This window comes from Dyadobacter diqingensis, from assembly GCF_024220585.1.
GTDB classification, from domain to species: Bacteria; Bacteroidota; Bacteroidia; order Cytophagales; family Spirosomataceae; genus Dyadobacter; species Dyadobacter diqingensis.
In genome coordinates, this window is sequence record NZ_JAMXKF010000010.1 from 158,529 (window position 1) to 178,306 (window position 19,778).

General features: G+C 42.1%; 20 protein-coding genes. 15 read left to right on the plus strand and 5 right to left on the minus strand.

What is annotated here, in order from left to right; all coding sequences use genetic code 11:
* Window positions 1-28: 28 nt before the first annotated feature.
* Window positions 29-292 (minus strand): hypothetical protein, encoded by a 264-nt coding sequence (locus M1L62_RS23955; protein ID WP_254562175.1) that lies wholly within the window; start codon window positions 290-292, stop codon window positions 29-31.
* A 75-nt stretch (window positions 293-367) separates the two neighbouring features.
* Between M1L62_RS23955 and M1L62_RS23960 the strand changes: the two genes are divergently transcribed.
* Entirely contained in the window at window positions 368-592 is a 225-nt protein-coding gene (locus M1L62_RS23960; RefSeq protein WP_254562176.1) for a hypothetical protein, read from the plus strand.
* 7 nt (window positions 593-599) lie between these two features.
* Here M1L62_RS23960 and M1L62_RS23965 read toward each other — a convergent pair whose 3' ends face one another.
* Genes M1L62_RS23965 through M1L62_RS23975 form a run of 3 tightly spaced genes read right to left on the minus strand, consistent with a single transcriptional unit; the run spans window position 600 to window position 1,459 of the window.
* Window positions 600-1,016: a hypothetical protein gene (locus M1L62_RS23965; RefSeq protein ID WP_254562177.1), complete on the minus strand. Its 417-nt coding sequence runs from the start codon at window positions 1,014-1,016 to the stop codon at window positions 600-602.
* Between the two features lie 30 nt (window positions 1,017-1,046).
* Window positions 1,047-1,217 carry a hypothetical protein gene (locus M1L62_RS23970; protein WP_254562178.1) on the minus strand — a complete coding sequence of 57 codons (171 nt, stop codon included), beginning with the start codon at window positions 1,215-1,217 and terminating at the stop codon, window positions 1,047-1,049.
* Window positions 1,214-1,459: a hypothetical protein gene (locus M1L62_RS23975; protein ID WP_254562179.1), complete on the minus strand. Its 246-nt coding sequence runs from the start codon at window positions 1,457-1,459 to the stop codon at window positions 1,214-1,216. The genes M1L62_RS23970 and M1L62_RS23975 overlap by 4 nt, the downstream gene beginning before the upstream one ends.
* 148 nt (window positions 1,460-1,607) lie before the next feature.
* Between M1L62_RS23975 and M1L62_RS23980 the strand changes: the two genes are divergently transcribed.
* The 12 genes from M1L62_RS23980 (at window position 1,608) to M1L62_RS24035 (ending at window position 15,621) form a co-directional block, all read left to right on the plus strand.
* A complete protein-coding gene (locus tag M1L62_RS23980; RefSeq protein WP_254562180.1) occupies window positions 1,608-2,030 on the plus strand; it encodes a hypothetical protein in 423 nt (140 codons plus the stop codon).
* 81 nt (window positions 2,031-2,111) lie between these two features.
* Entirely contained in the window at window positions 2,112-2,660 is a 549-nt protein-coding gene (locus M1L62_RS23985; protein WP_254562181.1) for a hypothetical protein, read from the plus strand.
* Window positions 2,661-2,905: 245 nt separating this feature from the next.
* Complete coding sequence (locus tag M1L62_RS23990) at window positions 2,906-3,319, plus strand: helix-turn-helix domain-containing protein (protein WP_254562182.1); 414 nt, start codon at window positions 2,906-2,908, stop codon at window positions 3,317-3,319.
* 735 nt (window positions 3,320-4,054) lie between these two features.
* Window positions 4,055-5,998, plus strand: a complete 1,944-nt coding sequence (locus M1L62_RS23995; RefSeq protein ID WP_254562183.1) for a KUP/HAK/KT family potassium transporter — start codon at window positions 4,055-4,057, stop codon at window positions 5,996-5,998.
* Between the two features lie 290 nt (window positions 5,999-6,288).
* The gene (locus tag M1L62_RS24000) at window positions 6,289-6,684 is read left to right on the plus strand and encodes a hypothetical protein (protein ID WP_254562184.1); all 396 of its coding nucleotides are present in this window, start codon (window positions 6,289-6,291) and stop codon (window positions 6,682-6,684) included.
* The gene (locus tag M1L62_RS24005; RefSeq protein ID WP_254562185.1) at window positions 6,681-6,884 is read left to right on the plus strand and encodes a helix-turn-helix transcriptional regulator; all 204 of its coding nucleotides are present in this window, start codon (window positions 6,681-6,683) and stop codon (window positions 6,882-6,884) included. The genes M1L62_RS24000 and M1L62_RS24005 overlap by 4 nt, the downstream gene beginning before the upstream one ends.
* A gap of 144 nt (window positions 6,885-7,028) precedes the next feature.
* Window positions 7,029-7,514, plus strand: a complete 486-nt coding sequence (locus M1L62_RS24010) for a hypothetical protein (RefSeq protein ID WP_254562186.1) — start codon at window positions 7,029-7,031, stop codon at window positions 7,512-7,514.
* Between the two features lie 97 nt (window positions 7,515-7,611).
* Window positions 7,612-8,205, plus strand: coding sequence for an RNA polymerase sigma factor (locus tag M1L62_RS24015; RefSeq protein ID WP_254562187.1), 594 nt, complete (start codon window positions 7,612-7,614; stop codon window positions 8,203-8,205).
* 74 nt (window positions 8,206-8,279) lie between these two features.
* The gene (locus tag M1L62_RS24020; protein WP_254562188.1) at window positions 8,280-9,251 is read left to right on the plus strand and encodes a FecR family protein; all 972 of its coding nucleotides are present in this window, start codon (window positions 8,280-8,282) and stop codon (window positions 9,249-9,251) included.
* Window positions 9,252-9,347: 96 nt separating this feature from the next.
* Window positions 9,348-12,887, plus strand: coding sequence for a SusC/RagA family TonB-linked outer membrane protein (locus tag M1L62_RS24025; protein WP_254562189.1), 3,540 nt, complete (start codon window positions 9,348-9,350; stop codon window positions 12,885-12,887).
* Between the two features lie 12 nt (window positions 12,888-12,899).
* Window positions 12,900-14,660: a RagB/SusD family nutrient uptake outer membrane protein gene (locus tag M1L62_RS24030; RefSeq protein WP_254562190.1), complete on the plus strand. Its 1,761-nt coding sequence runs from the start codon at window positions 12,900-12,902 to the stop codon at window positions 14,658-14,660.
* A 58-nt stretch (window positions 14,661-14,718) separates the two neighbouring features.
* Window positions 14,719-15,621 carry a metallophosphoesterase family protein gene (locus tag M1L62_RS24035; RefSeq protein WP_254562191.1) on the plus strand — a complete coding sequence of 301 codons (903 nt, stop codon included), beginning with the start codon at window positions 14,719-14,721 and terminating at the stop codon, window positions 15,619-15,621.
* Between the two features lie 156 nt (window positions 15,622-15,777).
* On the opposite strand, the gene M1L62_RS24040 is transcribed toward M1L62_RS24035, so the two are convergent.
* Window positions 15,778-16,032, minus strand: a complete 255-nt coding sequence (locus tag M1L62_RS24040; protein ID WP_254562192.1) for a hypothetical protein — start codon at window positions 16,030-16,032, stop codon at window positions 15,778-15,780.
* A 323-nt stretch (window positions 16,033-16,355) separates the two neighbouring features.
* Between M1L62_RS24040 and M1L62_RS24045 the strand changes: the two genes are divergently transcribed.
* Both M1L62_RS24045 and M1L62_RS24050 read left to right on the plus strand, forming a co-directional pair.
* Window positions 16,356-17,831, plus strand: a complete 1,476-nt coding sequence (locus tag M1L62_RS24045) for a choice-of-anchor I family protein (RefSeq protein ID WP_254562193.1) — start codon at window positions 16,356-16,358, stop codon at window positions 17,829-17,831.
* 294 nt (window positions 17,832-18,125) lie between these two features.
* Window positions 18,126-19,763 (plus strand): ABC-F family ATP-binding cassette domain-containing protein, encoded by a 1,638-nt coding sequence (locus tag M1L62_RS24050; protein ID WP_254562194.1) that lies wholly within the window; start codon window positions 18,126-18,128, stop codon window positions 19,761-19,763.
* Window positions 19,764-19,778: the final 15 nt, after the last annotated feature.

Here is a 19,778-nt window from a genome sequence, read left to right on the forward strand (position 1 = left end):
TTTTATTTGAGAGTCTTGCATAATGTTATCAGAGTCTATAATCCTTAATCGCTTTGATCGATAATATTTCTTGTTGCAGGTTTGTTGCTGTCTGAAGGCCGATTGAAATCTCGTGATACATCAAATGATCACTCACCAGCTGACCGCCCTCGCTTTTACAGGTTGATGTTCGCCAGGCTTCAAAAGCCTTGTGTTCGGCCTGGTCCATTATTTTTTTCCAGGCAATAAGAGTCTCAATGTCCCGGGGAAGCTGATCGCTTTTCCAGGCATTGACAATGTCATTTGCATTCATTTGAGGAGTTGTTTTAGGTTACCGGGTGGACCGCCATTCGCCTTCGCGGATTATGTACCCGCAGTTAGTACATTGATGAACTTTGTAGTATTCGGCCCTACCATGCAGGATTTTGGCTTCTTGCAGCTTCTTGCACTTCGGGCACTTTATCTGATCGTTGTCAAAAGGAAGCTGCTCCGGATCCGGAACAACATAGGTTTCAAGCAAAGGCTTTTGAGTTGTAAAGGATGTCTTTTTCATGCTCATGTCATTCTTGCTTTAAAAGTATCCCTGGTACATTGTGCCAGGGGACTATTGTAAACCCTCCTCATTGACCCTGGGGCGTTACTCCCGGAGTTTCTTTATTCATCCTGCTTTCCAAGATGTATGCTTCTACCTTCAATATCATATCAACTAAGGGGCCATGTGGGATCTGCATTCCAACTGCTCCGCCGAACTTTATGTGCGTAAATGCCTTGAAATCATTTTCCTCTCCTTGCCGTTGAACGTAAGCCAAAACTTCGGTATGTGGCGTGGAGAAGCGCCCGCTGCCGGAATTGTCTTGAAGTGTTGTACCGGTGTAGACATATAGATAATTATTAACCTTCAACCACCGATATCCGGTGTTCATGTATCCGAATCTTGCTCTGATTTGCTCTTCAATTGTCGGGTTAAATTCCGGCCCAACCATGCCATGCACAGGACCAGTACCAGGTACACGACTATCGCTATCATTATTTTCCATTTGGAGTCTTGATTAAAAGGTCAGTATCCGTTATCGTCTTGCTTTTCTGTTGGACTTGGCCACACTGAAGATGACCAGGCCGGCGATGACAATTAGAAGAGCTGTCGCAAAAAATGATCTGTGCTCCCAGACATAATCAGTGGTGGCTTCGGCAAGCAAAACGGTTAAGAACACGTAGATAAAGGCTTTAAGGAATTTCATGAGACAGGTTGTAGTTTGGGGTTTTCAAATAAATCTGCTGTGTCTGGTAATTCTTCAACAATTGCATCACGTATAAACTTTGGCAATTTGTGAGCTTCCGCATATGTAAGCAATCCTTTCCATTGGCCTTGCGAAACTCCGAGCGCTCTCAATTTTAGCCTGAGCCGCAGCCGCTGCCATTCTTCCAGGGCGATCAATACTTTGCCCAGTGGCTTTCTTTCTTTGGTGCTGTCGATATTCATTTCAGTGGGTTATAGACAGTTATTTGTTAATATTGCCTTTGATAAGTCATTAATTACTTTTCAAATGTAAAATATATTATTGGATTTTGTCAAATAATATGTTTTATAATTTTCAATTATTTTTTAACTATTTAATTATCAGCACACTGTGGTAGAGAAAAAAACACCCTCAAAAACAGCTTTATGGAAAAAAGTTACAATTGGCTTAATAGCCTTACCAATTGCGACAGGTATTTTGTCAGCTATTTTCAATGGCCAGGAAAGTCCGAAAGATATCAAAGAGAAAGCGCGCCTGGATTCCATCCAGGCGGTGGCCGATTCAACAAAAACGATGTTAAGTAACATCAGGTACTTAGCAAAAAAATCTGTAAAGGATAACCTGAAAGATCCGGATAGTTTTGAGGAGATTGAACACGCGGAGTACAAGGTGACTAATCCAACGCCTCTGGCCTATTACCAGGCGAAAATAAAGTATCGGGCAAAAAACTCATTTGGAGGATATGTTGTAGAAAGCAAGTGCTTCAATTTCCTGAAAAACGGAGTAGTAACCGAAAATTACGATTGTGAATAAAGAGGAGAAGTTTCAAGCAAATAGAGTCATTGAAAAGCAATGTTTGGTACAGGATTGTAGGATACAGATTTTAAAAAAAATATGATAGAAGAAGGCGATTTAACGGAAAATTCTTTATTGTCAGATGACGAAGTTGCAGTAAAAGCAATGCGATTAGGATTAGAATGGCATTATCCAGGTCGAATCCGTATTCAGCAAATCCTCGCAGAAAGTTTTATGTGCGACTGGAAAAGAAGGCAAATTGTTACTGATTTGATTGTCTATTATGGATTAGGCCAATTCGCAGATGCTGACAAAAGCGACTTATTAATAGGTGTAGAATCCATGATGGCTTTGAAAAGCGAAGATCCGATAGGGTACATCAAGCAATTGAACGATAAGAAAAAAAGGCCCATTGTACAGGCCACAAATGCAATAGTAGGAAACAATAACTCTGGTATAATACAAGGTCAAGACTTACGCTTTCGGGACTCTAAAATAATAACAAGAGTAGAGCATAAAGCAGATAAAGTTACAGAGAACAATATCCAGAAATCTAAATTTGACATAAAAACAGTTTTTCAGTATTTAGCTTGGATAGCCGGAATTGCTGGGGCGATTTTAGCTTGGTACAAATTTTTCTCGGAGTAAATTACGTTTAAACTTTGAATTAGATCGATAAGCTCTATTATTGAAAGTATTTCCATAAAGCGAATTTACCATACATTTTCCCGCACTCCATTGTGTTTGCGGGATTTTTTTATGCCAAGTGGTTTACATTTCGTGTAAACGGCATTGACATTTACCTTTCAAATGTCAATATTTGCATTTGAAAAGTAAGAGATTACGTTATACTTGTAAAGAATAATATTTTAATAATTTAACCTTTTGTAGTTATGAGCAAAAAACCAGTCGGATTAATTATTAAGTCATTGATTGCAGAGAAGAATTTATCAGCTGAGCAAATGGCCAAATTAACTGGAAAGTCTAGGCAACAGGTCTACAACGACTTTAACAGGGTAGGGATGAAAGACGATGAAATTGAGAAATATACAAATGCATTGCAAATTGAAAAGCAAGTAGTGTATGATCTTCTTGAAAATAAAAGTGTGGAAGGTAATGAATCCAATTATCTCCAGGAGCATTTAACTAACCTAGAAGAGCAGTTTAAACGTCTGCTAAATCAAATAGACGTTAAAGATCGGCAGATCGAAGGCTTACAGAAGACCGTTGACGTTCTTTTGGGAAAGTCTGAGCCTGGCACCGATGAAGGCAAAGTGATGGAAATGTATAAATTTCGGGTAGCCTGAAATTAAGCTCTATCACTTTCGGTGGCAGGGACGGAAAGTTAAGCACTTTTCTAACCGGCAAGTTTATTAACTCGGTGGTTTAGAGGAGATTCAGGGGGATGTTGAAAATCAAAACCTGAATCCCATATTCTCCACATTAAGTCGTTCCTGTTATCAGGAGCGACTTTTTTGCTTTGCGGGACAACCGGCGGGACTCTTTTTGGATTCAATAGCCTTTATTCAACTATGGTTGTTGATTAGCAATACAGAATTCATATTTTGGAGAATATCGAAAAACAACCACGCAATCCGTCTTAAAAAAATTTGGCGCCATTTGAAGATGGATACTTCTTCCCAAAACATTTTATAGGCCTCCACTTTGTGAGGAATTACCAACATCCCGCGGAGACGGTATACAAAATACTTATTGATTGTCCGTTTCAAACATCATTTTCCCCACTTCAGTAAGTTTATCATCAATATACAATGTTTGGCCTACCGGCCTTGGCATCATAACGCTCAATGGATTCTTTCTTTACCGCTTCACTTTTGATTTACTTGATAAAAGAAAACATCAGAAATGAGCTTTTCAAGACCAACACGGAAGCGTAAATTCTGTTGTGATTCATGGCTGAAAAGTAGATCAATATTCCTTCAATGAGAAACCGGTTAAAATAAAAGTCGCGTAGTTTGTACTTATAATCTCCGAAGTGTTACAATTTTGCAGCAAACACACGGATAAATCAAGAGACTTAAATGAGTATGGACAAACACAGCAAGAAGGCATCGGCCGCTGGACTTTTAGTGGCACTGGGTATTATTTATGGCGATATTGGTACATCTCCATTGTATACGATGCAGGCAATCATTGGAAATGAAAGAATAACACCTGATCTGGTTTACGGGGCTGTATCCTGTATTTTCTGGACTTTATCTCTTCAGACCAGCTTAAAATATGTAATATTGATTTTAAGGGCCGACAATAACGGTGAAGGCGGAATTCTTGCGCTATATACATTGATCAGAAAAAACGCGAGATGGCTTATTGTTCCAGCCATTATTGGGGCCAGTACTTTGCTTGCGGACGGAATTATTACGCCACCGATGTCGGTATCGTCCGCTATTGAAGGTTTGAGGATTATTTATCCTGAAATTGATACAATGCCGATTGTCATCGGTATTATCACACTGCTATTCATCATTCAGATTTTTGGTACCATGCTTGTTGGCAGGGCATTTGGGCCGGTAATGACAGTCTGGTTTTTGATGCTTTTGGTCCTTGGACTTGCACAGATTGTTGATCATCCCGAAATTCTCAAAGCGTTAAATCCTTACTATGGTTTTAAATTGCTGGTTACCCAGCCGCAAGGATTCTGGCTTTTGGGTGCTGTTTTCCTTTGTACAACAGGAGCAGAGGCGCTATACTCAGATTTGGGACATTGCGGGATCGGAAACATCAGGACGAGCTGGATATTTGTTAAGTCGTGCCTGGTAATTAACTATTTTGGCCAGGGAGCCTGGCTGGCCGTACATGCCGGGGAATTGCTTGACGGCCGTAAACCATTTTATGAGATCATGCCCGGATGGTGGCTGCTCGCAGGCATCAGTATAGCCACAATGGCCGCAGTCATTGCCAGTCAGGCATTAATCAGCGGCTCTTTCACCCTGATTTCAGAAGCGATCAGACTTAACCTTTGGCCGAAGGTCCGGTTGATTTATCCTAGCAATCAAAAAGGGCAGCTTTATGTACCGAGCCTAAACTGGCTGCTTTGGGCAGGCTGTATTGGTATTGTTTTATATTTTCAGGAATCGACGCGAATGGAGGCAGCTTATGGACTTGCGATCACGCTGACCATGATCATGACGACGATTCTGTTTTCCTATTATTTATTCGTCAGTAAAGTAAACAAGATTGTGGTATTCTTGTTTTTTCTGGTTTACCTGGCCATTGAAATGTCTTTTCTGGCCGCTAACCTCTTGAAATTTTCACATGGAGGCTGGGTTACGCTATTGCTTGCTTTGGCGATAGCTGCTGTAATGGGTCTTTGGTTAAAAGCAAATTCGATCAAGCTTCGGTTAACCGAATTTGTAGATCTGAAAAGGCACATTTCCTCTTTGAAAGAGCTGAGCAATGACATTAGTATACCCAAGTATGCTACGCACCTGATCTTTATGTCTAATGCGGTGAAGGAAGATGAAATTGAAAGCAAAATTATTTACTCCATCTTTCAGAAACGGCCCAAGCGTGCTGATATCTTTTGGTTTGTGCACGTTGAAACCACCAATGAACCTTACACGATGGACTATCATGTAAATGTTTTAGCTCCGGATGACGTAATAAAAGTGACTTTCCGTTTGGGATTCAGGATCGAGCAGCGGATCAATCTTTTTTTAAGAAAGGTTGTTGAAGACATGGTGATAAATAATGAGGTGGATGTAACAAGTCGGTACGAATCGCTAAACCGGCAAAGCATTATGGGGGATTTTCGGTTTGTTGTACTCGAACGTTTTCTTTCCGTAGAAAATGATCTTCCATGGTTTGAAGAATTTGTAATGAAATTCTATTTCGGTATCAAAAGTGTTACCAATTCAGAAGCAAAATGGTTTGGGCTGGACAATAGCTCTGTAAAAATTGAAAAAGTGCCTTTGGTCATTCGACACGGCAAAAATATCAGGATGCACAGAGTTTATGATAATTGAAAAGTTTGAGGGGTAATGAGAGGGCAGGATGCTTATCAGCCTGTATCCAGAGTTGTAAACCTAAGAAAAGGTCGCTGTTATTGCGGCGTCAGCCAATCAACGAATGCATCCGCATTGTAAGTTTCGTCGGTTGGCTGATAGTTAAATTCATCAGGACTCTTGAAAATAATGTTCGGCATTAAGAAGAATTATCACTACTAGAATAGCTATTATTGTAGACTTTATGTCATGAATACTTGACATAAAGAAATGTTTACATATCTTTATAAGGAATTAAATCGTTAAAGATCATGGAACAATCTAAAAAAAACGCAAACCGTGACTCGGTTATCTTCGCGCTGATACACGGCGTCACCTATTTGCCGGCAACATGGCTTTTAAAACATGATGTATTTGACAAAACTTTTTCGGTAATTATTGCCACAGTGCCCATTATTACATTCTCCATTTTTGTTTTTAAATTAATCAAAGCCTTTTCGGCAATGGACGAAGTCAAGCAGCGCGTGCAATTGGAAGCCGTTGTTATCGGTTTTTCATTGACGGCAATGTTGATGATGCTTTTGTTTTTGCTCAGCTTGTCGGATATTTCGAACCCGGCCTGGTTTGGTTATGGACATTTGGTAGGTTATTGCTGGGCTTTTTATTTTATTGGCTGGTTTGTTTCGAAAAGAAAGTACGGAGTATGAAAAACACCATAAAGGTTGAACGCGCTAAGAAAAACTGGACACAGGCCGACCTTGCAAAACACATTGGGATATCGCGGCAGGGTTTAAATTCTATTGAAACCGGAAAATTTGTTCCATCCACTGTACTTGCTTTACGGATGGCTAAGGTTTTCAATACGACTGTCGAAATTCTATTTCAATTGGATGACACCGAGGCATGATATCTGTCTTATCCCAGTTGCATTTTTTTTAGTCAGGTTTTAGGGATTTATTTTCTTCCGAAATACCGTAATGTTTTACAACGGTTTCAGTGAATCGTGTGTCATTGAAATGGGGAAGTCCCATCTCAAATCAATAAAATGGCCATGAAACAATTTGTACTCTTTTTTTTGACTTTACTGACGGCATTTATCAGCTGTAAAAAAACAGGAACCAACCCATGTGAGGGGCTTCTCAACGAAACCCAACCGACACAAATTATTGTAAAATTCATAAACAAGCAAACCAAAGAAACGCTGCTGGTTGATGCTGCGAAGATTAAAATTACCGACAAGCGATCGGGAAATCTAATTGCAGGTTGGAGTGTCTACAATCGTGCCAGTGAATCCATGCTGAATGGAGCAATATCAATTCCTGTATTCAGTGAGTCAGCAGGCGTTTATCAGTACAATATGCAGCTGGGTGATATTGGTACAGCAATCCTTTCCTATCAAATCGACAGGAAAGAAACGGATAACCCGTGCAGGCCTTTCAGCTACCCGGTAAATGATGTAAAAATTGTTAATCAGCCATTTGATTATTTGGAGCAGAATGGTAAACCAAATCCCAGGATTCTGGTGGTGTCGCTATGAGTAAGTAACTCTTGTTTGATTTAAATCGAATCGGTTTAATAAATTCATAACATTGGTGTGCACGTAAAGCACTAATTATCGATCTAATTTTGCCGTCATGGCTGATCGTATAATTGAAAATGATATTGACTTGTTTGACGCAATACGTGCAGGCGACAAGGAGGCTTTTCGTATATTGTATGAGCGTTACTGGAAAGTGCTCTACATCAGGGCTTGTAAAGATGTAGATGAAGACGAAGCCAAAGATATGATTCAGGAAGTGATGGTATCACTTTGGAACAGGAGGAATTCAGTGCAGATCACAGGCCCGGATGATATCGGGAAGTACCTGTTCACGGCTATCAAATATCGGATCATCAGTTTCTATTCCAACAGCGCCTCGCCGATAAAAAGAGCAGATTTGCTCGATTCCCCGGACAGCGAAAATCCCGAAAGTCTGATGGAGAACGAAGAGCTTAGGCAGGGTATCAGCGCGGCCATCGACACATTGCCTGAAAGAATGAAGGTTATTTTCAGGATGAGCCGGGAAGAAGATCAATCGATTCCCGAAATTTCTCTTAAGCTCAACTTATCGGAGCAGACCGTAAAAAACCAGATCACACACGCCCTAAAAAGGCTGAGAGCCCTGTTGCCTGGCCATGCGATCATACAAACGCTTCCCTTTCTACCGCTGTTTTTGATCTTTTTGTAACTTAACAGTTTGTTAATATAGCGGCATGGTACCAAAAGCGGTTTGACCAGATAAAGGGTCAAAAGCAATAATCCATGAACAGCGCCAGGCTAAAAGATCTCTTAACCCGTTACCTCAATTCAGAAAGTTCAGTTTCTGAAAATAAACGCATTGAAAACTGGTACCAAAATCTGGATGACCAGGCTCCTGTCCCCATGGATGAGGTGAAGGCGCAAAAAGTGAAAGAAGAAATATGGTCGGCTATATCACCGAAGCTTTCCAGCAACAGAACCCCGGTGAGAAGGCTCAATTCGATCTGGCTGCAAGTTGCGGCATCGGTTCTGATCCTGGGAACGGCTGGATTGTTTGTATGGCAAAAAAATGACCAGACTGCATGGGTAGGTTTTAGTGTCCCAACGAAAAGTGCTATTGAATATACCACGGTTAGCACAAAGATCGGAGAACGTAAATCACTCAAACTTTCTGACGGATCCCTGCTGACACTAAACAGTGGTTCATCCATACGTTTTCAAAATGATTTCTCTGAAAAAAGAAACATCGAAATTCTTGACGGTGAAGTTTTCTTTGACGTAAAACACGACACCGCCCGTCCGTTTATTGTAAGAAGCGGTCCTTTGACAACACAGGTTTTGGGGACCACATTTAATATCAAAGCTTACACGGGATTAAATAAAATATCAGTCGGTGTGGTCAGAGGTAAAGTAGGGGTTACCGTGCCAGGCAAGCGCGTTGAATTCCTTCTAAAAGGCAGACAGCTATCCTTTGAAAAACATAAGAGCAAAATCAGCCTGTCCTCATTCAATGAGCAGGAGCTTTCATGGCAGCAGGGAAATCTTGTGTTAAATGACGTTTCCTTTGAGGATATGGCCATACTCATGAACAAAAATTACGGGGTGCATCTTGTGACACCCTTGCAGTCAATAAAATCCAAACATTTTACCGTCACCATCAATACTGCTATGCCTTACCTGAAGGCGTTAGAGGTTATTGCTGCAATTCATCATTTGAAAATTAAAGAAAGGAGGGAAACCATAGAGATCTATTAACAAAAAAGAGACAGTTGCTGTAACAACCGTCTCTCGAAATTGCCGCTGTAACGGCAAAGCTTCAAATCATTTCAAAATTCAAAAGCTTTACAATGTATGAAATTAAATTTTAACAAGGACATCATTAAACCGGGGAGATTCACTTTTGTTTTCATGATGACAGTCATTCTCTTTGCCTTTGTCAATGCGGGATTTGCTTCTGACAATGGGAAAATGCTGGAAAAACGCATCTCATTAAGTATTAAAAACAAAACCATTGAGGGAGCGATTCTGAAAATTCAGGAAGAGAATAAAATCGGGTTTGCTTATGATAAAACTTTTCTAAGTAAGTATAACATCCAGGGTTTTAGCGCTCAGGACGAGACGCTTGAAGCCGTATTGAAAAGACTATTTGAGTCTTTGCCAATTGGTTTTCAGGAAATCAATGGCATTGTCGTGATCAACCAGCTGGAAAAAACGGAAGTTAAACAGCAGCCAGGAAAGCTGACCGGGAAAGTCGTCGATGAAAAAGGACTTCCTTTACCCGGGGCCACCATCAGAATTGCAGCGCTCAATCTCGGGACGCAAAGTGACGAAAATGGTAACTATCAGCTGGAAATGCCTGCCGGAACTTATACCGTTGGCGTTAGTTACATATCGTACCTGAGTCAGAACCTGACAGGGATTTCCGTAAAAGAAGGTCAGGCGGCGGGACTGGATATAAAACTTTTGCCAGGACAGAACGGACTTAATGAGGTGGTTGTGATTGGATATGGAACACAAAAAAAAGTGAACCTTACCGGAGCGGTCAGCCAGGTTGATTCCAAAGTTTTTGAGGACAGACCTGTGGCTGGTATTGCGCAGGCTTTACAAGGTACGGTGCCAAACCTGAACATCACATTCGGTGACGGGCATCCGGGAAGTAAGGGTAAATACAATGTTCGCGGGTATGCATCTGTCAACAATGTGAGCGGCTCTCCGCTGGTGCTTATTGACGGTGTTCCGGGAGATATTAATATGCTGAATCCCCATGACGTAGAATCAGTTTCTGTATTGAAAGATGCTGCTTCTGCTGCTGTTTACGGCGCAAGGGCCGCTTTTGGTGTGATCCTGGTGACGACAAAAAAAGCAAAGGAAGGAAAGGTTTCGATTAGTTACGGCAGCAATTTCAGTACCCAGCAGGTATCCACCAAAACCGATTTTATTACAGACGGTTATACCCATCTCAGATTGGTGGACGAAGCGTTTTCAAGAAACGTTGGAAACAGTTACAGTGGTTATACTGCCGACGATTACGCTCAATTGAAGTTGCGCCAAACCGACAAATCATTGCCACAAGTCGTTATTCAGAACCGAAATGGCCAGAATCAATATGTTTACTACGGAAGTACCGACTGGTGGCATTTTCTATTCAAGAAGAATACGCCTGCGATGGAGCATCATATCAATATCACCGGTGGCAATGATAAAATCGATTTCTTAATCTCAGGCAGGTATTACAAACAAAAGGGAATTTACCAGTCGAGTTTACGTGAGGATGTATACAACGCCTACAATTTCAGGGCGAAAATAAATGCGCACCTTACGAAGTGGCTAACCGTATTTTCAAATACCCAGTTTGCCACCAATAACTATGTGTGGCCTGCAAACGGATATAATTCCAATAACCCGGGACTCTACAATCATGCCATGGCTGCTTATGTGCCGCAAAATCCCGACGGTACTTTCACATACAGGACTAACCTGAACAACTACGGAGCGAACGAATATGCTGACCTTCAAAACGGGAAAAGTTTTGGCGGGACAAAAAACTACGACATGACCAACACCATTGGTTTCAGCGCCAATGTGGCAACCGGACTCGTTATCAATGGAAACTATGCGTTTCAATTAAGTCCTTATTCCGACTTTCAAAGAAAAACCCGAATTCCGTGGTCAATTAATCCGGGTATTATCAACTATGAAGGTTATGACCAGCTGAATGAAACCACCAGACTGGACCAGCATCACTCGGTTAACCTTTATGGTTCCTATGAGAAAAAGGTAAAGGCGCATAATTTCAAATTCACGGGAGGTTATAACTACGAGTTGCAGCGCTATAAGACCAATACGACCATGCGCCAAAATCTACTTTCTGAGGATTTGAACCAGATCGATCTGGGTACGGGCGTGCAGCAGGCCGGTGGAAATGCAAGCGAATGGGCCCTGATGGGTTATTTTGGCAGATTCAATTACGACTATGCTGATAAATATCTCCTGGAAGTTAATGGCCGATACGATGGTACTTCCAGGTTTCCGAGCAGCAGCCGTTTCGGATTTTTCCCCTCGGTTTCTGCCGGATGGAGAGTTAGTGAGGAGGGTTTTTTCCAGGCTTTAAAACCAGCAGTTTCAGAATTTAAATTCAGAGCTTCCTACGGTACATTGGGCAATCAGGATGTGGGTACCGGAAGCAGTAACCTTTATCCGTACATACCGGTTATCAATTCAACCTTGTCCAAATGGATTGTTGACGGGACGCAGACCCAAACACTGAACTCGCCTGTTCCGGTTGTGCCGGATTTTACCTGGGAGAAGTCTACATCGCTGAACATTGGTGCGGATATGGCTTTTCTTCGCAACCGTCTTCAGGCATCTTTCGACTGGTATAGCCGCAAAACAACGGATATGCTTATTAATGGTAAAACGCTTCCATCCGTTTATGGAGCCGCCTCGCCTAAGCAAAATGCCGGTGATATGGTTACCAAGGGATGGGATCTTTCGATTAACTGGCGCGATAACGTTACGCTGGCAGGTAAGCCATTTGGTTATAACCTGGGGCTGGTACTTTCTGATTACAAGGCAAAAATTACCAAATTCGATAACCCGAACAATTTGCTCAATAACTTTTATAAAGGCCAGCAGCTTGGAGAAATCTGGGGATACAGTCTGGACGGTTTTTTCAAATCAGATGAGGAAGCGCAGGGCTGGAAAATCAATCAGGATTTTGTCGACGATCAGCGCACTGGCTCACCAGGTGAGTGGAGCAAGCTTCACGCGGGTGATTTGAAATATAAAGATACAAACGGCGATGGTGTTATCAACAACGGGAAAAATACGCTGGGTGATCACGGTGATTTGCGTAAAATTGGTAACTCGCTGCCGCGTTATTCTTTTGGCGTCAATGCGGGTTTTAACTGGTGCAATTTCGATGTTTCCGTTTTCTTTCAGGGAATTGGAAAGCAAAACTGGTATCCGAATACAGAAGCGGGTATGTTCTGGGGAACATTTGGCAGGCCGTATTCTTCATTTATCCCAAAGGATTTCGAAAGCAAGTTGTGGACACCTGAAAATCCAAATGCTTACTTCCCGATTAACCGTGGATACGCAGCCTATTCCGGTGGAGAGCTTTATAACAACAATGATAAATACTTGCAAAACCTGGCTTACGTGAAGCTGAAAAATGCTACCGTTGGTTATAATCTGCCAGCAGCTATCATCAAAAAGTGGAAAATCGAGCGGATGCGGTTTTTCTTCACAGGGCAAAACCTGCTCACTTTAACAAAACTCAAATCCAGGTATATCGATCCGGAACAAATTACACCAGACGGTTCTGATGTTGGTGGAAGAGCATATCCGTTTATGAAAACCTATACCCTTGGCCTTGACATAACATTTTAGATCACCATTCAGATGAAAAAGATTATATATATTGCCCTCGTCGGGCTGGCCTTTTTGTCGGCATGTACCAATTCCCTGGACTTGCAGCCACTTTCACAAATATCTCCCGACAATAGTTTTGCCAACGAAAATGAATTAAGACTGTTTGTGTTGTCATTTTATGACAGCATGCTTCCCAATGCAGATGGGGAAGAAAAGGCTTTTACAAGCTTGTATACTGAAAACAGCGACAATATTGTTTTGAATTCCCTGGATCCAAAGCTCACCGGAAACAGGACGGTTCCGGTTTCGGGCGGGGGATGGAGCTGGGAAACGCTGCGCAATGTCAATTACTTCTTGCAGAACTATCAGCGGGGAGGTGTCGCTCCGGGCATTACGGATAAATATGTGGCAACAGCCAGATTTTTTAGGGCCTATTTTTATGCCAATATGGTAGCACGTTATGGTGATGTGCCCTGGTACTCGAAACCTATCGAAGCAACCGATACTCAGTTGCTTACAAAAGGCAGAGATCCACGTACCGCTGTAATGGATTCGGTGCTTTTGGATATTGATTTTGCTATCGCACATTTACCGGCAAACCAGTCTTTTTCGGAGGTTAATAGGTGGACAGCGCTAGCCTTGAAATCCAGATTGTGCCTGTTTGAAGGGACGTTCAGGAAATATCATACCGAGTTCAAATTGTCGGATTCGGATCGTTTTTTGAAGCAGGCTGCGGATGCAGCCGAGGAACTGATTGATAAAGGACCCTACGGAATTTACAGCAGTTCCCCCGACAAGGCTTACACAGACCTGTTTCACGCATTGACTGTTAATGCCACAGAAGTTATTCTGGCAAGGCCTTACAGTGCGAGTCTTCAGATTTTTCACAATGTAAATTATTACACCGTTTCTCCATCTTTCGGCAAACCGGGGCTGGAAAAAAAGCTTGTTAACAGTTATCTGATGAGAGACGGTTCCCGTTTTACTGACAGAACCGGCTATGAAAAACTGGAATTCTTTGATGAAACAAAAGATCGCGATCCACGCCTTTCGCAGACGGTTCGTACGGCGGGTTATAAAAGGGTAGATGGTGTTACCGCGCTGGCTCCCTCGTATAGTGGCACTGTCACGGGATATCAGCTTACAAAGTTTGTAACCGCTGCTCCCAACGATGCCAATGGAAAATCTCCGAACCCGCTGCCCATATTCAGGTATGCAGAGGTGTTGTTAAATTTTGCAGAAGCAAAGGCCGAGCTTGGCACACTGACACAGACTGACCTGGATAAGTCTGTAAAAAAACTCAGGGATAGGGTAGGGATGCCCCCACTGAACTTAACAGCTGCCAACACAAATCCGGACACATACCTTTCTGCCCAGTACAAGCAGGTGAAGGGCAGTAATCTGGGGGTGATTTTGGAGATCCGACGTGAACGCAGAATAGAGCTTGTCATGGAAGGTTTCCGCTGGAATGATCTGATGCGGTGGAAGGAAGGTCATTTACTTGCCCAGCAATACAAAGGCGCTTACTTTCCCGGCGCTGGCAATTATGATTTGGATGGCGATGGTAAAACTGACCTGGTATTGTACAGTGGGAGCCAGCCCAGCGTACCGGGTGCACAGTTTCTGAAATTGGGAACGGATGTCTCATTGGAAAATGGAACCGCAGGAGGCAATATTGTGGTCAATCCGGGTACGCCAAAAAAATTCAATGAGGACAGGGATTATCTTTATCCTTTGCCAACACAAGACTTGCTTTTAAATCAGAATCTTAAACAAAATCCAAACTGGTAAAACCAACGGCAGCTGTGGGGGATCTCTTCACAGCTGCCTTATTATCAAAATAAACACAATGGAAAGAAGGTCAGTTCTTAAAAGTCTGGGTGGTTTACTATTAACGCCGCCCTTAATAAACAGCCGGTGGGAAAATGAAAACAAACCCGCCCTCAGGATTGCGCACATCACGGATGTGCATTTAAAAAATGAATTCGGGGCACCGGACAAATTTGTCAAATGTCTTCATCATCTTCAGCGCCAGACTCCAAAGGTTGACATGATACTGAATGGTGGTGATATTGTTTTTGATATGAACAAAGAGAATATCGGTACGATTGACGATCAGTGGAAGCTGTTCAATAACATCATGAAATCTGAAAACAGTATTCCTGTCCGGTATTGTTTGGGAAATCATGATATCTGGTGGAATGAAAACAATAAAGGCCAGGCGGTTTATGGAAAGCAGTATTCCCTTGATCAGCTTCATCTCTCCAAACCGTATTACAGTTTTGAAAAAGGTGGCTGGAAATTCATTATTCTCGACAGTGTGCATCTGGATATTGACGATACCTGGTACATTGGCAAGCTCGGACAGGAGCAGTTTTCATGGCTTGAAAATGAACTGAAAACGACCGATGTCAATACACCGGTGCTTGTTTTGTCGCATATTCCGATTCTTACAGCCACGCTGATGATTGAAGACGATGTTGTCAACAAATGGCAGATGCTGGGAGGCGATATGCATACGGACACTTCAAAGATTATTAAGCTATTTTACCAGCACCCGAATGTGAAAATATGTTTGAGCGGACACATCCATTTACGCGATAAGGTTCAGTATAACAACGTGACCTATATCTGTAACGGAGCCGTAAGCGGGGCATGGTGGAAAGGGAACAGAAGAGAAACTGCTCCCGGTTACGGAATTGTTGATCTGTTTGCCGACGGCAGTTTTCAGGAAAGATATGTTAATTATTGAAATTGCTGATTTGTCACCCAAGCTTAGAGGTACACTCGTGTTTCAAACAAAGTCTTTGCATCCTGTTTTAAAATAAACAGAATGCAAAGACAAAATTAGGTCCGTGATAAATGAAGATGCCAGCGGTAAGTAGGGAAATATGCAAAGCAGATTTCCCTACTTACCTGAATCGCCCTTCTTTTTTGTTTTTTTCTCCTTCGGAGAATCGTTGTCGGCACCTTCGTTAGCGCTCGCCTTTTCCGAGGCTTTCCTTTCTTCTTTTTCGAATAACTCGGAAAGTTTCTCAGCCAGTTTTGTTGCAGATTTTTTGATCCGCTCTTTTGCTTTTTCAGAAAGAGCGTGGGAAGAGCTGATCTGCGACTCGACAGCTTTAATAATGTCAGTTTCTAGGGATTTTTTCTTTAAGTTCATAACCGGGATAAATAACGTTCGACATCGCAAGTTCCCGGATTATTCACAAATGATGATGAAATCAATGTAAACTTTGGCTTTCAAAAACGTGTCTTGTATTAAGTTTTGGTATTTAAAGAATGTATCTTCTGAATAAACCGAAATTTGCACGAAGTTATTTTTTGTAATCGAGTGCCTTGTTGGAACTATTGAATTTACAACTGTCAAGGCAAGGTTAAGAGATTGTTAAGATTTTAAAAATGAGGTAAATAAAATAAGGCCGGACGTAATTTTATTGCTTAACTACTCACAATCATATGTTGCATAAAATTACTGTTCCCACAATGAGCTTACTGGCTCTTTTTGCTTTCAGCTGTACCGATCACGATATTCAGGGACCCGGCGCCGAAAATCCTGTGGCATTTAAAGAAGTTGCTGCTATCGACCTTGGTGGTTTGGCAGCCTCAGAAATTTCGGCCTATGATCCTGCGACAAAGCGGCTTTTTACGGTTAACAATGAAGCGACTGCCATTGTTGATGTTCTTGATCTTTCCGCATTTCCATCCGTTAAAAAACTGCAACCCATCAATGTATCAGCGTTGGGCGGCGTGGCCAACAGCGTAGCGCTTTCCGATGGAAAGCTCGCGATTGCCCTGGAAGCTACCAACAAACAGGCCAATGGAAGTGTCATTGTTGTTAATACGTCGTCACTGGCGCAGATCAGACAAATTCAGGTTGGCGCTTTACCGGACATGGTAACTTTCAGCCCTGATGGCAGATATATTGTTACGGCAAACGAAGGCGAACCCAGCGCAGATTACACAGTTGATCCTGAAGGCTCAGTTTCGATTATTGATGTTCAGGATAACTACAGTGTGAAAACGCTTACGTTTGGCGGATTTGCAGGTTCATACGCGCAGCTTGCAGCAAACGGTTTTCGTATTTACGGTCCCAATGCGAGTTTTGCACAAGATATTGAGCCTGAATACGTAGCGGTTTCTGCCGATTCAAAAAAAGCATTTGTGACATTACAGGAAAATAATGGAATTGCTGAAATCGATCTTGTCAATGGTGTTATTCTGAAAATAAACCCGCTGGGAACCAAAGATTTTAGTCTGGCTGCCAATGCGGTTGACGCCAGTGATAAGGATAACAAAATAGCACTGGCTCAGTGGCCGGTTAAGTCATTTTTCCTTCCTGATGCAATCTCGTATTTTTCTGTAAACGGAGCGGGATATCTTATTACTGCTAATGAAGGTGATGCCAGAGAGTATGCTTCATTTGACGAACAGGCAAGGGTGAGCTCTTTAAAACTTGATGCAACCGCTTTTCCAACGGCTGCTACACTTAAATTACCTGAAAATCTTGGCCGTCTTCGCGTTACGAGTACGCTGGGCGATACTGATAAGGATGGAGATTACGATGTCTTGTACGGTTTTGGTGGCAGAGGTTTCAGTATCTACAATGCCGGTAATGGTCAGCTTGTTCATGAATCAGGCAAGGGACTGGAACAGCAGGCGATTGATGCCAATATTTATGATGACGATCGTTCTGATGACAAAGGAGTTGAGCCGGAAGGCGTTACGGTCGGTTTATTGAATGGCAAGCCAACCGCATTTCTGGCACTTGAACGCGTAGATGCGATTGCAGTGTACGACTTAACCAGTCCTTCAAGTCCTAAATTCCTTCAGATGATAAAAACCGGCGATGCGCCTGAGGGGATTCTGTTTGTGCCAGCTGACAAAAGTCCAAACGGTAAAGCACTGCTGGTTGCCAGTAACGAAGGTGACGGAACCGTCAAATTTTACCAGACAAAATAAAAAATATAAAGTTTAAAACATTTTAATACCGGGTCAGATCCAGAAGGGATTTGATCCGGTATTTTTTATATTGGAGTGGTGCGTTCATTTTTGACACTCTTAATTTTCAACGAAAATATATTTTAGCGTTTGTTGTGGAACACTGCTTTTGTCTTACAATTATCTGAGCGGTCAGTTCTATCAATCATGTTAAGCTATCGAAGTCCTGTAAGTTTCTTTAAAAGGTCAAAAGTTGACTTTTTTCGTTTCTTTTAATCGTATAATCGTAGCTTTGCGACTTCAAAAAATGAGAAGATGATTACAATTGAAAATTTGGCCGTTGAATTTAGCGGTTCTGTCCTTTTTAGCGAAGTTTCCTTCGTTATTAATCCTACCGATAAAATTGCCCTTATGGGTAAAAATGGAGCGGGTAAATCCACAATGATGAAAATTATTGCTGGTGAACAAAAAGCCAATCGTGGCCATGTACGTGCACCTAAGGACGCTGTTATCGCTTATTTGCCGCAACATTTACTTACCGAAGATAACTGTACCGTTTTCGAAGAAGCGGCCAAAGCATTCAAACAGGTTTTTGAAATGCGTGCCGAAATGGAAAAACTGAATCTTGCACTCGAAACCCGCACAGATTACGACAGTGATGAATATATGGCAATCATCGAACAGGTTACCGAACTGGGTGAAAAATATTATCAGCTGGAAGAGGTTAATTATGACGCGGAGGTTGAGAAAGCTTTGAAAGGATTAGGATTCAGGCCGGAGGATTTTCAGAGACAAACCAAGGAATTCAGTGGTGGGTGGCGCATGCGTATTGAGCTTGCCAAAATATTATTGCAAAAGCCAGACCTTATTCTACTCGATGAGCCTACAAACCACATTGATATTGAATCCGTGATGTGGCTGGAAGATTTTTTGGTGAACAAGGCAAATGCAGTAATGGTTATTTCTCACGACCGTGCCTTCATCGACAACATTACCAACCGTACGGTTGAAGTAACCATGGGGAGGATTTTTGATTATAAAGCCAACTATTCACATTATTTGGTATTGCGGGAGGAGCGCAGATCACATCAGGTTAAGGCATATCAGGAACAGCAGAGAATGATTGCTGATAATATGCAATTTATCGAACGCTTTCGCGGGACATACTCCAAAACCAATCAGGTTTCCTCTCGTGAACGCATGTTAGAGAAATTGGAAATTATTGAAATTGATGAAATTGATAATTCAGCATTAAAACTTCGTTTCCCCCCTTCTCCACGTTCAGGTGACTATCCGGTTACTGTGAAAGATGTGTCAAAATCCTACGGGGATCAGGTTGTGTTTAAAAATGCCAGCATGTCTATTTCAAGAGGGGAAAAGGTGTCATTTGTGGGCCGGAACGGTGAAGGGAAATCGACGATGATTAAGGCTATCATGGGCCAGATCGATGTGGATGGAACCTGTCAGCTTGGGCATAATGTGAAGGTTGGGTATTTTGCGCAGAATCAGGCATCCTTACTAGATCCTAATCTGACTATTTTTCAGACAGTGGACGAGGTTGCAGAAGGAGATGTAAGAACCCAGATCAAAAATATTTTAGGAGCCTTCATGTTTCAGGGTGAAGATATCGACAAAAAAGTAAGTGTTTTGTCAGGTGGAGAAAAAACGCGGCTTGCCATGGTGAAGTTGCTCCTGGAACCTGTAAACCTGTTGATTCTCGATGAACCTACGAACCACCTGGACTTAAAGTCAAAGGATGTTTTGAAAGAAGCACTTAGAAACTTTGACGGTACATTGGTGTTAGTCTCTCACGATCGTGATTTCCTACAAGGGTTATCTCAAAAAGTATTTGAGTTCAAAGACAAACGAGTAATCGAGCATTTTGAAACGATTGATGCTTTCCTGGAACGCAATCGGATAAAAAGTATAGCGGATCTTCAACTTGCTAAGTAGATAAGGCTGAGAGCC